The organism is Massilia eurypsychrophila (assembly GCF_002760655.1).
GTDB lineage: Bacteria > Pseudomonadota > Gammaproteobacteria > Burkholderiales > Burkholderiaceae_D > JAFCUW01.
On record NZ_PDOC01000003.1, the window covers coordinates 141,250 to 155,135 of the forward strand.

Below are 13,886 nucleotides of genomic sequence, written 5' to 3' on the forward strand. Positions count from 1 at the left end.
TGACCCACCTTTATTCAGCGCTCGCAACCGGGGGCTTTTTTTCGCCTGCTGAGATAATCGCGCCAAAATGCTGTTGGCAGAATGCCATCACATTCCAAGGACCCCGCATGAAGGCCACATTTCCGCAAACCCGATACCGGCTGGCTTTGGTCGCGCTCCCGGTAATCGTCGCCTGGCTTGCAACAGCCTCGGTTAAAACCGAGAACCAGCGGTACGCGCTGAGCGTGGGCCAGTGCGTCGACAAGACGATGTAGATGGCAGATTTACCCTGCCTGGCGAAGGTGGCAACCCGGACAGCCTGTGGTACTGGCACATTTACTACGGGCTGACGAACTGACATGAGCAATCTCGGCTTAACGCCCAAAATACTGGTGGCCAAGGAGCTGCTGGAGCGCGCGCTGCGTCTGTACTATGAGGGCGACTCCTACTTTGCGAGCCTGCACCTAGCGGGCGGAGCCGAGCAAATTCTCGGCACGTACGTGACCCGCGCGGGCGCGGAGAATGCGTTCAAGAGCCTGCAAATGGCTGCGGTGTGCTTCTCGGCACTCGACGATGGAGGGCCTTGCAAATCGGGGGAAATTAAAGCCCTTATGGTCCATGCAAGGAACCGCATCAAGCATCTGGACGAGGAAGACGACGACGAGATTAATTTTGACCCGAGGGAGGAGGCCAAAAATTTGCTTCGCCGGGCGGTTTCGAACTACCACCACTTGATGAACTACTACCCTTTGGGAGAAACCCCGTTGCTCCGGCGCTTTAACGAAGACCGAAGCTAAGCAGCGCCAGCATCCGGGGTATCGTAGAGCCTCAGTTAGCAATAGCGGGAGGCTTCACAAACGTGATAGCTGAGCAATTTGCGACCATAACTGACTGCTTGTACTGTATCAAGCCATCGCCGCCCCGGCTGGTTAGGATCCGAGCTGGTCCTGCCCGGTGTTATCGCGCCAGAACGTATGAATCTCAAGGGTGCTGCCGGGGTAAAGGAGAATAAAAAGCCATCTCCTTCTCGCCAGAGCGCAGCAACTTGACGACGGCGCCTTCTCCTTTAACGGAGTCCGCCTGCTTGGTGGCATCGACGTACAAGATGTCATAGTCTGTGTCGCCGACCTTCCGTAGGGTGAATAATCCTGGCGATATTTTGTCCTTTTCCCACCCTGCAGCCTTGGCGGTCATGAGCCCGCGAAGGGGGAAGTAGGCGTGACGACCGGCTCCCTGCAGGTTGCTAGCTCTTGTGAGAAAGCTGCGCTGCTCATGGCTAGCAGTGCGAATGTCGCGGCAAGATTTTTCATGGCTGGGCTCTCGAATTGTCTGTTTAGCATCGTATCGTAAGTGACCCAGTGCAACTAAACACCCGCACGAGGCGGGCTTCGTACTACAGCAGCTCGAGCTTCGGAGGTTGCCCGGGTCCTTGCGATACCAGCAGCGCCAGCTGCTGCCGGCACGGCGATTATATTTCGAGGGTAAAGTCCGACAGGAAGCTAGCGGTATTTGTCGTAGATGGCGTCGATCTCTCTGCGCTCGCGCAGGTTCTTGATGGCGCGGTTGATCTGCTCGACCGGATACGGGCTGGCCCGCGACACCGCGCAAGAGGCGACGTAGCGGCGCACCACCAGCGGATTTCTGACTTTGACCGCGAGCCCATGGCGGCGCTGCTGGTAGCGCAGGAAGACTTCGCCGGCCAATGCGTGATCGATGCGCCCGGCATCGAGTTTCAACAGGTTGTGGGTGAGGTCGGCGGCATCCTCGCGCATGAAACCGACGCCGAGAATGCGCGTCATGTCCGGGTATTCGAAGCCATGCACCGTCCCGATCCGCACGCCGCGCAATGCGAGCAGCGTGGGCGGGCGCGCAACGCGCGCGCTTGAAAGCAGCAGCAGCGAATTCGGCATGAACGGTTCGGTCCAGTCGAGCTGTCCCGGCATCCACTCCGGCAGGTAATGGCATGACAGATGACCGGCGCCTCGTTCCAGCACGCCGGGAATGCGCTTGCGCGGCATCAGGACAAACGCCGCCTCGGTGTTCAATTCCCTGGCGATCGCGCTGCCAAGGTCGCGGTGGATGCCGCCGACGACCTGTGAATCGGCGATCAGCGCCATCGGCATCGCGGTACTCGCGTCGACCACGATCTTCAGCTGAGGCAAGGCATGCGCCGGCAGCCACCATAACAAGGTAGCCGCACATGCCAACGCTTTCATCGCTACGCGCATTTCGCCTTTGCCTTTTCGCTACGCCGACCGTTACCGTGCTGCCGCGAGCGTCTCGCGCCATGGTCCCGCTCTCGATGCCAGCGCGATGACGCAAAACTGGCTCTTGCCTTTGCGCTTGGAGGCGTACAGCGCGGCATCGGCTTCGTGCGCCAACGAGTCGGCCGTTGCATCGGCGCCGCCGAGCGCCACGCCAATGCTGACCGATACCTGGATCGCTTTGCCGTTAGCCGAAAAAGGCGCTTTCAGCACGTCGAGGATTTTTCGCGCAACCGCTTCGCAGTCTTCGACCGTGCCGACGCCTTCAAGCACGACGGTAAATTCATCGCCGGCCAGGCGCGCGAGGATATCCGATTCGCGCAACGCCGACTTGACGCGCTTGCCGAACTCGATCAGCACCGCATCGCCGGCGCCGTGGCCATGGGTATCGTTAATTTTCTTGAAATTGTCGAGGTCAAGGTACATCAGGCCGAGCCGGGTGCCCTGGCGGCGCGACAGCGCCATCGCTTTTTGCAGGTGGAATTCGTACACGCGGCGGTTCGGCAGGCCGGTCAGCGGATCGGCGTTCGCCAGTGCCAGCAGCTGGCGCTCATGTTCGCGCGACGCGGTCGAATCGGTTGCCAGTACGTAGATGCCGACCACCTCGCCGTCGCGGTGGTGCGGAATGTACGTGGTATTCAAGATGCGCTCGTGTCCTTTGCGCTGTACCTTCGCTTCGAAGTTGGTCATGTGGCCGGCCAGCGCCTGCATCAGGCTGGGCTTTCGATCCTCGTAAAAGGCGGCGCCGAATACAGCTTCCATCGTATTGCCGATCATGTCGGCGTTGCGCTGTCCCAGCCACTCCTTGTAGACCGCATTGGCGAACTGAAAGCGAAATTCGACATCGAGGTAGGAAATCAGGACCGGCACATTATCGGTAATGGTGCGCAGCATCTGCTCGCTGCTGTGAAGCTTGTGCTCGACTTGAGCGCGCTGGCGGATTTCGCGGTTCAGCGCGTCGTTCTTTTCCTGCAGCGCCATGGCACGTTCCTGCACGCGCTTGTCGAGCGACGCGTTGAGCGCGTGCAGGGCGCTTTCGGCGGCGCTTCGCGCGACGATGACGGCGTCGTGATTGAGTTCATGCTCGACCAGTTTGGCCAATGACCGCAACATCGACAATTGCTCATCGGTCAAGTTGCGCGGCTTTGTATCGATGATGCACAGGGTGCCGACAGCGAACCCGTCATGCGATCGGATCGGCTGGCCGGCGTAGAAGCGGATGTGCGGTGTGCCGCGCACCAGTGCGTTGGCGAAAAATCGCGCATCTTGTAGCGCATCCGCGACAACCAGGGTCGCGTCGGCATCGACGGCAAAACTGCAGAACGAGAGCGAGCGGTGCGTTTCGCTGGCTGCCAGGCCGACGCGCGACTTGAACCACTGGCGGTCGCTGTCCACCAGCGAGACCAGTGCGATGGGCACGCCGAATGCCGCTGCGGCGAGCAGGGTGAACTGATCGAAGCGGTGTTCCTCGGGCGTGTCGAGAATGGCCAGGCTGCGCAGCGAGCGCAATCGGTAATGTTCTTTAGATAATGTATTTTCCATCAAGCACCGTAGAGTTGAGGTGCCTCTGGACGAGGCACGCAAAAAAGCATCCGGTGTTTGGCCCGATGGGCAGGATGTATTTTCCGCAGCGGGAAGTTGGCTGGATGCCTATGGTAGCGCGGCACTTGCCATAGGTACAGTTTTATCTGATTTTTGGCAATGAAAGCGCAGTGGCAACGTTGGCAACACGCCACTGCTGTGCTTGTTTTTTGATCTGGCACTAAACCGGTTTGCGCGGTAAGTCTAGTATTGGTTCTGGCGAGGTAGCAAAGAGGTCATGCAGCGGCCTGCAAAGCCGTCCAGACAGGTTCGATTCCTGTCCTCGCCTCCAGGATTCCGGATAGCCCACTTTCGAGTGGGCTATTTTTTTTGGGCGTCAACTACGTGTGAGGCGTCACTTTTTAAACGTATCGCCAAAAAAATCGCCCTTGTTCCACGTCGGCTTCGCGCCGGCGTTGGCAATCTCCAGCGCGATGTTGTAGTTCAGCTGCGCGAAGCGGGCGGCGGCGTCAAAATTGAACGGCAGGTTCAGGTCGTCGCTCGGCTGATGATAGTGTTTGGCGAGAAACTCTCCCCACAGCTTGGCGGCGTCCTCGTTCTTGTTGAACGAATTTTGCCCCGGCACCAGGAAAATCGACGGTACGCCCTGCCTGACAAACATGTAGTGATCGGACCGCGTGAACAGGCCTTGCGCCGGCCACGGATCGGGAATCAGCCCGACGCCCATCTTCTCGGCCGCCCGCGCGACCGAACCCTTCAGGCTGGAATGCTCGGCGCCGAACGCCACCACGTTCTTGAAATCGAAGGTCAACAGCGGCATGTCGAGGTTGACGTTGGCCACCATCGCGCCGGCCGGCACGGTCGAATTGGTGGCGAAATAGTCCGAGCCCAGCAAACCCTTTTCCTCGCCCGTCAGGGCGACGAACAGCACCGAGCGCTTCGGCCGGGTCGCCGACTGGCTGAACAGGCGCGCCGTCTCGATCAGCGTTGCCACGCCGGAGGCGTTGTCCATCGCGCCGTTGTAGATATTGTCGCCGGTCTTTTCCTTGACCTGGCCGATATGGTCGAGGTGGGCGCTGAAGACGACGTACTCGTTTTTCAGGCGCGGATCGCTGCCCTCGATCAGGCCGACCACGTTGCTGCTGCGAACTTCGCTCAGCACGCGCTTGTGCGACATCAGCATCGACATCTTCAGATCCATCTGCGGCACCGGCTTGTTGGTCGCCGCCAGCGCGTAGATGTCGTCGAGCCTGGCGTCGACCTGGGTAAACAGCTTTTTCGACGCGGCCAGGCTGAGCGCGACATCGTCCTGCAGCGCCGGCAGGCTGTGGGCCGGCTTGCCGGCCGCGTCGAGCCAGCTCATGCTGGGAAAGACGTTGCGTTCAAGTACTTTGGCGAACGGCATCGCCTTTTCCGTGTCGGGCGTCCACAGCGTGACCATGCCGACGGCGCCAAGTTGCGCGGCCAGCTTGCGTTTCTCGCGGCCGCTGCCGAAGTGGGCGCCTTCTTCGGTCGGGAAGCGGCTCGGCTTGCCTTGCAGGACGACGACGATCTTGCCCTTGACGTCGATGCCGGCGTAATCGTTGTGGCCGAAGCGGTCGGCGCGGATGCCGTAGCCGACGAACACCAGCGGCGCCGCCGCGGCCGCGCGCGGCTCGAGCACATCGGCGCCGATGACAAAGTCGGTATCGGCCGACAGCGGCTCGACGCCGGCGGCCGAGCGCAGTTCGACCAAGCTCGACCCGGGCACCGCGCGCGAGGCGCGCAGCGGCACGCTTTGCAGGTAGCTGCCCTTGCTGCCCTTCGGCGCCAGGCCGTACTGGGCAAACTGGGCGGCGACATAGTTGGCGGCGATATCGTAGCCGCGGGTGCCGGTGTCGCGCCCTTCAAGCAGGTCGTCGGCCAGAAACGCCAGGTGGGCGCGGATCGCCGCCTTGTCGGCCTTCGGCGCGTGGTCGGCGGCGTGCGCCGCGCTGCCGGCGGCCAGCAGCAGCATCGCAGCGGCCAGAGTGGAACGGTATCGCATTAGTGTGCTTTCTCAGTCGTGGTGCGGAATGGCCGCATGATGTCCTTGGCGATGCTCCAGCGGTGCACCTCGGACGGGCCGTCGTAAATGCGGAAGGCGCGCGCGTCGGCAAAGATGCGCGCGACGATCGTCTCATGGGTGACGCCCTGGCCGCCCAGCACCTGCACGCTGCGGTCGACCACGCGCCAGATCGCTTCCGACGAAATCACCTTCGCCACGCTCGATTCGTGCTTGCCGAGGTGGCCCTGGTCGAGCACCCACGCGCAGTGCCAGATCGACAGGCGCGTCACGTGCAGGTCCATCTCGTTGTCGGCCAGTTGGAAGCCGACCCCTTCGTGCTGGCCGAGCGACTTGCCGAACGCCTGGCGTTGCGCCGCATACCGCACCGCGACATCGTGCGCGCGGCGCGCCTGGCCGAGCCAGCGCATGCAGTGCGTCAGGCGCGCCGGCGACAATCGCACCTGGGCGTAGCGGAAGCCTTCGCCGGCCGCGCCGAGGATGTCGGCCGCAGGCACGCGCAGGTTCTCGAAGCGCACCACGCCGTGGCCGCCGGCAAAGCACGAGTCGAGCGAATCCATCAGGCGCTCGAGCACGATGCCCGGCTGGTCCATGTCGGCCAGGAACATCGTCGCGCTGCCGTCTTCCAGCTTGGCCATGATGATCGCGAACGCGGCGCCCTCGGCGCCGGTGATGAACCACTTGACACCGTTGATGACGTAGTCGTCGCCGTCGCGCACCGCGGTGGTGGCAAGCATGCTCGGGTCGGCGCCGGCGCCGGGCGACGGCTCCGTCATGCAAAAGCACGAGCGGATGTGGCCGGCGGCTAACGGGCGCAGCCAGCGTTCCTGCTGCGCCGGCGTGGCCACTTCTTCGAGCAGGTGCATGTTGCCTTCGTCGGGCGCATGGATGTTCAGCGCGACCGGGCCGAGCGGCGAATAGCCGGCTTCCTCGAACACGATCGCCTTGGCGCGGTGGTCCAGGCCGAGGCCGCCCATCGCCACCGACACGTGGCTCGACAGCAGGCCGGCCGCGCGGCCAAGTTCGACCAGCTCGCGCCGCAAGTCTTCGGTCGGGCCGTGCGGCGTGCAGCGCGGATCGGTTTCGAACGGAATGATCTTGTCGGCGATGAAGCTGCGGGTGCGCTGCTGTAGTTCGAGCAGCGCCGGAGAAAGCGCGAAGTCCATGGTAGTCCCGGTCAGGAGGTTGGGCGGGCCGGCGGATCGCCGCCCCGAAGTTGCTGCAATATTACTTCACTTGGCGGCGGGCCGTGGCTCGGCCAGCTGCGCCAGCACTTGCAGCTCGATGGCCGGCGGCCCCGTTCACAGTCCCAGCATGCCGCGCGCCGATGTACGCTTTAACAAGTTTCACCCGGCTGAGCTGATGCGCTGGCGAGCTCCTCTTTATCGGCGATTGCACGCGCTTTTACAAATGGTTGCGAATGAGTTTTTTTACCCCTTTCGCGTGCGCCCTCGGAGGAAGTAGTCTATTGCCATGCCTTACGTATGCACATTTAACTGAGCGCGCGCACCCTTCGCGCGCGTGGCGGCGCCCCGCTGGCGGCCGAAAGGCCAGCCCCCGGGCGACGCAATCCCAACCCAACAGGAGCCCTCCTTGTCCGACCTCAAAAATCCAAAGCCTGAAACTGTCATCAAAGTCATCGGCGTCGGTGGCGCCGGCGGCAACGCCGTCAATCACATGGCGTCTTCCGGCCTGTCCGACATCGAATTCATTTGTGCCAACACCGATGCGCAGGCGCTGTCGCACACCGGCGACGCCACCCGCATCCAGTTGGGCGAAAGCGGCCTTGGCGCCGGCAGCGACCCAGTCGTCGGGCGCGAGAGCGCCATCCGCGAGCGCACCATCATCGCCGACGCGCTCAAGGGCGCCAACATGGTGTTCATCACCGCCGGCATGGGCGGCGGCACCGGCACCGGCGCCGCGCCGATCGTGGCCGAAGTGGCGCGCGAGATGGGCATCCTGACCGTCGGCGTGGTCTCCAAGCCGTTCGAATTCGAAGGCGCGCGCCGCATGCGCGTGGCCGAAGAAGGCATCGCGCTGCTGTCGAAGTGCGTCGATTCGCTCGTCATCGTTCTCAATAGCCGGCTCGAAGAAGTGCTCGGCGATGACATCACCCAAAAGCAGGCGTTCCGCGCCGCCGACGAGGTGCTCAGCAAGGCCGTTACCGGCATCGCCGAAATCATCAACGTGCCCGGCATGATCAACGTCGATTTCGAGGACGTGCGCACCGTGATGCGCCAGACCGGCACGGCCATGATGGGTTCGGCCGAATACGCCGGCGAGGACCGCGCGGTCAAGGCGGCGGAGGAGGCGATCTCCTGTCCGCTGCTCGACGGCTCGAACCTGCATGCCGCGCGCGGCCTGCTGGTCAACATCGCCGCGTCGGAAGAAACGCTGAAGCTGCGCGAGACCAAGCTGGTGATGAACGTCATCTGCGCGCAGACGAGCGACGACGCGATCATCAAGTTCGGCGCCGTGTTCGACGATTCGCTCGGCGACGCGATGCGCGTGACAGTGGTCGCCACCGGCCTGTCGCGGCCGATGGAGGTGGCGCCGCCGGTGCAGCCGCCGATGTCGCGGCCGATGCCGGGCCAGCCCGGCTTGGGGCCGAACGTGGGCAACGCGGTGCGTGCCGGCGGCATGCGCACGGCCGCGCCGGCGTATGCGGCGAACCGCCAAAGCACGCTGCCTGCCGCTTCGCCGGGTTCGCGCCTGGGCACGGCGCCGCGCCATGCTGCTTCCAACAGCGGCGAGGAGACCGAGCCGACGGCGGCGTCGCAAACCGCGCAGCCGGGCAACCACTAAGGCTGGCACGCCGTCGCCGCGCTGGCCATTGCGCTCACCAGTACACCTGGTGCGACGCCGGCTTGGTCGCGCACAGCCACACCGCGGCGATGCGGTCGACCGTGCGATAGGCCGGGTTATCGAGCTCCTCGCCGAAAATGTCCGGATCGATTTCGTCGTACGTCCAGCGCATGTCGGCCCGCTCCAGGCGCCGCGCCACGTCGGCTCTGAGCGCGTCGACGCCGTCGACGATCGCCGCGGCCGTGTACAGCAGCAGCGAGCCGCCCGGCGCCAGCCTGCCGATCGCCGCGTTGACGATCGCCAGCGACAGCCCCGCGCCAAGGTCGCCGCCGCCGTTGCGGTAGGCACGCGCACCTTCGTCGACCAGGTAAGGCGGGTTGGCGACGATCAGGTCGAAGGTGCCGTCGACGTTGGCCAGCAGGTCGCTGTATTCGGGCAGCACGGCGCGCGTATCGGCCAGCAGGGCGTTGACGCGCGTGAGCGTCAGCGCGGCCGGGTTGATGTCGACCGCGTGCACCGACGCCGCTGGGCACATGCGCGCCAGTTCGATGGCGCCTGCGCCGGCGCCGCAGCCGATGTCGACGCAGCGGGTCACGCGCCGCGCCAGCGCCGGCACGCACGCGCGCAGCTGGCGCGCGAAGCGGTAGGTATCGGGTCCGAAGAACACCGAGTCGGCCGCCTCGGTGGGGAAGGCTGAATGGAAGTACAGCTGCTCGCCGAGCGACGACACGCGCAGCGTACTGCGCAAGCCGCTCGCACACTCTTCGATGACGCCGGCGTCGCGCATGGCGCCGAGGATCGCCTCGGGGATCAGCACCGGATTGAACGGGCGGTTCCAGCCGAACACGTCGGTCAGGCTGCGGGCGCGTGCGTTGCCGCGCCGGGCGTTGACGCGCGCGATGGTGGCCGGCGTCGGCGTGACGAAGTGATAATTGGCGCGGCGCAGCTGCTTGCCGAGTTCGACCAGGGCCATCGTCGCGGAGGGCAAGGCGGCGCTGCGCAAGGATGTCGTTTCTATTACGGGGAAATCAACCATCGGAGACTCCAGCAAAGATCGGGCCGCTACGGTTGGTAGCGAGGAGGATATATCGTAGCGAATTTACCAATCGCTCACCGTGGGTCTACCAGCCACATTCGTGTAGGAGCACTCCGGCACGGCGCGTTGCAATTGCCATGGCGAATTCGGCCTTTCCTACTCGAAACGCGCCTAAATTCCAGCAGTCAATTCAATTGAAATATTATCTCTAAACCATCTTGAGTTATCGAATCGTGCGCATTAACATTCGCCAAATATTGCACTGATGGCAGTGATAAAGCGTGTCGACGTTTTGAAGAAGGACGATGCAATTGGATTCGAAATTGAATAGTGCGGAAATGCATGCCCTGCAGTCTCTGGACACTTACCGCGACGGCGACCTGCCGCAGCGCCTGTTTGCCTACAACCTGGTGATGCGCCAGCCGTCGGGCGCCACCGTGCTGACCAGGCACGGCGAGCGCACCTTGTTTCGCCAGGCTTGCCTGGCAGCATTGCAGGCGCTTGACACCGGTGAGGCCACCGACATGGCGACCGGCGTCACAAAGTGGCTGCTGGCGAGCGGCTTCATCAAGGAAGCCGCCGGCGTCGCGCAGGCGCCATCGATCACGCCGCGCGGCAAACTGTGGCTGGCCTCGTTTGAGGCCGACGACGCCACCGCACAGGAGGAAGCGGTGCTGACGGCATCCGATTTCGCCCGGCGCCGCGCCTGACCGGTGCGCCGCTGGCGTCCGGCGGCAACGCCAATGACTCCCGGTTTTGATCCATATCAAGGAATTTTACAGTTGCCTTGCATAAACTTCGGCAAAGCAAAATTACTTGCTTCGTGGAAATTATGGAGTCATTGTGCGCACCAATCTGCCCGTTAGCGGCATCGAATACGAACTGAAGGACGGCCAGTCGATCGTCTCGACCACCGACATCAAGGGCAGGATCACCTACGTCAATCCGTGCTTCGTCGAGGTCAGCGGCTTTGAGCGCGACGAGCTGATCGGCAAGGCGCACAACCTGGTGCGCCACCCGGACATGCCGCCCGAAGCGTTCGCCGACATGTGGCACTCGCTCAAAGCCGGGGCGCCGTGGACCGGAATGGTCAAGAACCGCCGCAAGAACGGCGACTTTTACTGGGTCGTCGCCAACGTCACCCCGGTGATGGAACAGGGCCGCACGGTCGGCTTCATGTCGGTGCGTACCCGTCCCGACCGCGCCGACGTCCAGGCCGCGGCCGCGCTGTACCTGCGCATGCGGCAGGGCCAGGACCCCGGCATTCGGATTCGCGCCGGCGAGGCGGTGCGCAGGGGCCCGCGCGGCCTGCCTGCGCGCCTGCGCGCGCTGCCGGTCAGCGTGCGCCTGGCCGTGGTGATGGCGCCGCTGGCGCTGCTGATGGCGGCGCTGGCGCTCGCTGCCGCGCATCCGGTCGCGCGTATCGCCGCCATCGCCGGTGTGCTGCTGGCGCTGGCCGGCTGGCGCGATCTGCACCGCACGGTGGTGGCGCCGCTGCGCGCGGCGACCGACGCGATGCGTGCGCTGGCCGGCGGCGACCTGTCGCGCGACGTCGATGCCGGCGGCGCCGGCGACGGCGCCCAGCTGATGCGCGCGCTGCGCCAGCTGACGGTCAATCTGCGCGCCATCATCGGCGACGTGCGCACCAATGTCAGTTCGATCGAGACGGTCACGCGCGAGCTGGCCGACGCCAATGGCGACCTGTCGGAGCGTACCGAATCGCAGGCGGCCAATCTCGAACAGACGGCGGCCAGCATGGAGCAATTCGCGGCGACCGCGCAGCAAAACAGCGCCGGCGCGTTGCAGGCCAACGCGCTGGTCGAAGCGGCGGCCACCCTGGCCGGCCAGGGCGGCACCGCGGTCGCCAGCGTCGGCGCCACGATGGAGCAGATCAGCGCATCGGCGTCGCGCATCGTCGACATCATCAGCCTGATCGACGGCATCGCCTTCCAGACCAACATCCTCGCGCTCAATGCGGCGGTGGAGGCGGCGCGCGCCGGCGAGCAGGGCAGGGGCTTCGCCGTCGTCGCTGGCGAGGTGCGCAGCCTGGCGCAGCGCTCGGCACTGGCGGCCAAGGAAATCAAGACGCTGATCGACGAATCGGCCCGCCAGGTCGGGCACGGCGGCGCGCTGGTCGACGCCGCCGGCGCCACCATGACGCAGGCGGTCGGATCGGTGCGCGACGCCACCGCGCTGATGCACGACATCGCGCGCGCCGGCGTCGAGCAGGCTGGCGCCATCGCCCAGGTCAACGCCGCGATTAGCGAACTCGATGGCATGACGCGCCAGAACGCGGCGCTGGTGCGGCAATCGGCGGCGGCGACTGCCAGCGTCGCCGACGACGCGGCCGGCCTGGCCGAAGCGCTGTCGGTGTTCAAGCTGGAACGGCGCACGCTGTCCCTCGGCGGACGTGCCGTCCACATTCCAACCTCCACCGGGGTCAGTGCCGGCAATCGTACACAGCCTCGGCACTAAGGGGCGCTAATCCACCGGGGTCAGTGCCGGCAATTGAACACAGCCCCAGCACTAAGGGTCGCCTAACGATGGGGTCGTGTGCGATTGCCGGCACTGACCCCGGCGGGCAGACCCCGGCGGGCAAACCAGCTGCAGCGGCGCACGCTGGCTCTGGGCCGGCGTGCCGCTTGAACTTCTTGCCACTATTGCCAAAACCCTTGACGGGCGGTGCCTGCCGTTTTTGATGCATGTCAAGGATTTTGTAGCTCCGGATCAATACACTTGGCGACAATGAGGACATGGCCACGTTTGGGCATGGCCGGCCGCCGGAGTCAATTGATGTCACATGCAACAACCGCTTCCACCGTTCCGACGGTGCAGTTCGATGCCCAGCTGGTGCGCAAACTGAGTAAGCCTGGACCGCGTTACACGTCGTATCCCACCGCCGACCGCTTCAGCGCCGATTTCGGCTACCGCGACTACCTGCAGGCGGTGGCCGGCGTGCGCACGCGCGGCGCCGCCAAGCCGCTCTCGCTCTACCTGCACATCCCGTTCTGCGACACCATCTGCTACTACTGCGCCTGCAACAAGATCGTCACCAAACACCGCGACAAGGCATCGGTCTACCTGAGCTACCTGAAACGCGAAATCGACATGCAGGCGTCGCTGTTTGCCGGCATCAACCAGGTCAGCCAGCTGCACCTGGGCGGCGGCACGCCGACCTACCTGTCCGACGCGCAGATGGACGACCTGATGGCGCACCTGCACCGCCGCTTCCAGTTCGCCCCCGACGCACAGGGCGAATACTCGATCGAGGTCGACCCGCGCACCGTCGACCGCGAGCGCGTGCACAGCCTGCGCCGCCAGGGCTTCAACCGCATCAGCCTGGGCGTGCAGGACTACGACGACCAGGTGCAGCGCGCCGTCAACCGCGTTCAGCCCGAACACCAGACCCAGGCCATCATCGACGCCGCGCGTGACGCCGGTTTTCGCTCGGTCAGCATCGACCTCATTTACGGCCTGCCGAAACAGACCGCGATGAGCATGGCGCAGACCCTGGCGAAAGTGATCAAGGCCGGTCCCGACCGCATCGCCGTCTACAACTACGCCCACCTGCCGCGCCTGTTCAAGCCGCAGCGCCGCATCGCCGAGGCCGACCTGCCGAACGCCGAAAGCCGGCTCGACATGCTCGGCCTGTGCATCCGCCGCCTCTGCGAAGCCGGTTACGTCTACATCGGCATGGACCATTTCGCCAGGCCCGACGACGACCTGGCGGTGGCGCAGCAGCAGGGCCGCCTGCACCGCAACTTCCAGGGCTATTCGACCCATGCCGATGCCGACCTGGTGGCGTGCGGCGTGTCGGCCATCGGCGCGGTCGGCAGCACGTACAGCCAGAACGTCAAGACGCTCGAAGCGTACTACGCGCGCATCGACAGCAACGAGCTGCCGATCGAGCGCGGCATCGCGCTGACGATGGACGACCTGCTGCGGCGCTGCCTGATCCAGATGCTGATGTGTCATTTCGAACTGTCCGTTAGCGCGCTCGAACAGGCCTTTCCGATCGTGTTCGCCGATTACTTTGCGCCCGAAATCGAGCGGCTGCGGGTGCTGGCCGGCGATGGCCTGCTCACCGTCGGCCCGGAGTGGATCAGCGTGACGCTGAAGGGGCGCCTGTTGATCCGCAATATCTGCATGGTGTTCGACCGCTACCTGGCCGGCGAGCCGGCCGCGCCGCGCTTTTCGAGCACGATATAAAGGCGCC

General features: G+C 64.5%; 12 protein-coding genes and 1 tRNA gene. 7 read left to right on the forward strand and 6 right to left on the reverse strand.

Annotated features, from left to right (window positions below; translation table 11 throughout):
* The first annotated feature begins 107 nt into the window (after positions 1-107).
* Both CR105_RS28230 and CR105_RS06325 read left to right on the forward strand, forming a co-directional pair.
* Positions 108-254: a hypothetical protein gene (locus CR105_RS28230; protein ID WP_180288110.1), complete on the forward strand. Its 147-nt coding sequence runs from the start codon at positions 108-110 to the stop codon at positions 252-254.
* Between the two features lie 84 nt (positions 255-338).
* Positions 339-776 carry a hypothetical protein gene (locus tag CR105_RS06325; RefSeq protein ID WP_099787598.1) on the forward strand — a complete coding sequence of 146 codons (438 nt, stop codon included), beginning with the start codon at positions 339-341 and terminating at the stop codon, positions 774-776.
* Positions 777-960: 184 nt separating this feature from the next.
* Here the strand turns inward: CR105_RS06325 and CR105_RS06330 are convergent, their stop codons facing one another.
* The 3 genes from CR105_RS06330 to CR105_RS06340 form a co-directional block, all read right to left on the reverse strand.
* Positions 961-1,173 (reverse strand): hypothetical protein, encoded by a 213-nt coding sequence (locus CR105_RS06330; RefSeq protein WP_099787599.1) that lies wholly within the window; start codon positions 1,171-1,173, stop codon positions 961-963.
* 305 nt (positions 1,174-1,478) lie between these two features.
* Complete coding sequence (locus CR105_RS06335) at positions 1,479-2,141, reverse strand: substrate-binding periplasmic protein (protein WP_180288111.1); 663 nt, start codon at positions 2,139-2,141, stop codon at positions 1,479-1,481.
* A gap of 96 nt (positions 2,142-2,237) precedes the next feature.
* Positions 2,238-3,785 (reverse strand): diguanylate cyclase domain-containing protein, encoded by a 1,548-nt coding sequence (locus CR105_RS06340; protein ID WP_099787601.1) that lies wholly within the window; start codon positions 3,783-3,785, stop codon positions 2,238-2,240.
* Positions 3,786-4,042: 257 nt separating this feature from the next.
* On the opposite strand from CR105_RS06340, the gene CR105_RS06345 reads away from it, so the two are divergent.
* Positions 4,043-4,116: transfer RNA gene (locus CR105_RS06345), tRNA-Cys, on the forward strand.
* Between the two features lie 63 nt (positions 4,117-4,179).
* Here the strand turns inward: CR105_RS06345 and CR105_RS06350 are convergent.
* Both CR105_RS06350 and CR105_RS06355 read right to left on the reverse strand, forming a co-directional pair.
* The gene (locus tag CR105_RS06350) at positions 4,180-5,811 is read right to left on the reverse strand and encodes a M28 family metallopeptidase (RefSeq protein WP_099787602.1); all 1,632 of its coding nucleotides are present in this window, start codon (positions 5,809-5,811) and stop codon (positions 4,180-4,182) included.
* Positions 5,811-6,995, reverse strand: coding sequence for an acyl-CoA dehydrogenase family protein (locus CR105_RS06355; protein WP_099787603.1), 1,185 nt, complete (start codon positions 6,993-6,995; stop codon positions 5,811-5,813). Before CR105_RS06355 ends, CR105_RS06350 begins: the two co-directional genes overlap by 1 nt.
* Positions 6,996-7,422: 427 nt before the next feature.
* Between CR105_RS06355 and ftsZ the strand changes: the two genes are divergently transcribed.
* Positions 7,423-8,634 carry a cell division protein FtsZ gene (ftsZ, locus tag CR105_RS06360; RefSeq protein ID WP_099787604.1) on the forward strand — a complete coding sequence of 404 codons (1,212 nt, stop codon included), beginning with the start codon at positions 7,423-7,425 and terminating at the stop codon, positions 8,632-8,634.
* A 34-nt stretch (positions 8,635-8,668) separates the two neighbouring features.
* Here ftsZ and CR105_RS06365 read toward each other — a convergent pair whose 3' ends face one another.
* Positions 8,669-9,670, reverse strand: coding sequence for a methyltransferase (locus CR105_RS06365; RefSeq protein ID WP_229413676.1), 1,002 nt, complete (start codon positions 9,668-9,670; stop codon positions 8,669-8,671).
* 323 nt (positions 9,671-9,993) lie between these two features.
* Between CR105_RS06365 and CR105_RS06370 the strand changes: the two genes are divergently transcribed.
* The 3 genes from CR105_RS06370 to hemN all read left to right on the forward strand — a co-directional run bounded on the left by CR105_RS06370 (position 9,994) and on the right by hemN (position 13,879).
* Entirely contained in the window at positions 9,994-10,380 is a 387-nt protein-coding gene (locus CR105_RS06370; protein ID WP_131021643.1) for a hypothetical protein, read from the forward strand.
* A gap of 133 nt (positions 10,381-10,513) precedes the next feature.
* Entirely contained in the window at positions 10,514-12,145 is a 1,632-nt protein-coding gene (locus CR105_RS06375; protein ID WP_099787607.1) for a methyl-accepting chemotaxis protein, read from the forward strand.
* Between the two features lie 318 nt (positions 12,146-12,463).
* A complete protein-coding gene (gene hemN / locus CR105_RS06380; protein ID WP_099787608.1) occupies positions 12,464-13,879 on the forward strand; it encodes an oxygen-independent coproporphyrinogen III oxidase in 1,416 nt (471 codons plus the stop codon).
* The last annotated feature ends 7 nt before the right edge of the window (positions 13,880-13,886 follow it).

Excerpts from the sequence above, each read along its gene's own strand:
- CR105_RS28230 (WP_180288110.1), top strand. The coding sequence starts at position 108 with ATGAAGGCCACATTTCCGCAAACCCGATACCGGCTGGCTTTGGTCGCG.
- hemN (WP_099787608.1), top strand. The coding sequence starts at position 12,464 with ATGTCACATGCAACAACCGCTTCCACCGTTCCGACGGTGCAGTTCGAT.
- CR105_RS06355 (WP_099787603.1), bottom strand. The coding sequence starts at position 6,995 with ATGGACTTCGCGCTTTCTCCGGCGCTGCTCGAACTACAGCAGCGCACC.
- CR105_RS06350 (WP_099787602.1), bottom strand. The coding sequence starts at position 5,811 with ATGCGATACCGTTCCACTCTGGCCGCTGCGATGCTGCTGCTGGCCGCC.
- CR105_RS06340 (WP_099787601.1), bottom strand. The coding sequence starts at position 3,785 with ATGGAAAATACATTATCTAAAGAACATTACCGATTGCGCTCGCTGCGC.
- CR105_RS06325 (WP_099787598.1), top strand. The coding sequence starts at position 339 with ATGAGCAATCTCGGCTTAACGCCCAAAATACTGGTGGCCAAGGAGCTG.
- CR105_RS06330 (WP_099787599.1), bottom strand. The coding sequence starts at position 1,173 with ATGACCGCCAAGGCTGCAGGGTGGGAAAAGGACAAAATATCGCCAGGA.
- CR105_RS06365 (WP_229413676.1), bottom strand. The coding sequence starts at position 9,670 with ATGGTTGATTTCCCCGTAATAGAAACGACATCCTTGCGCAGCGCCGCC.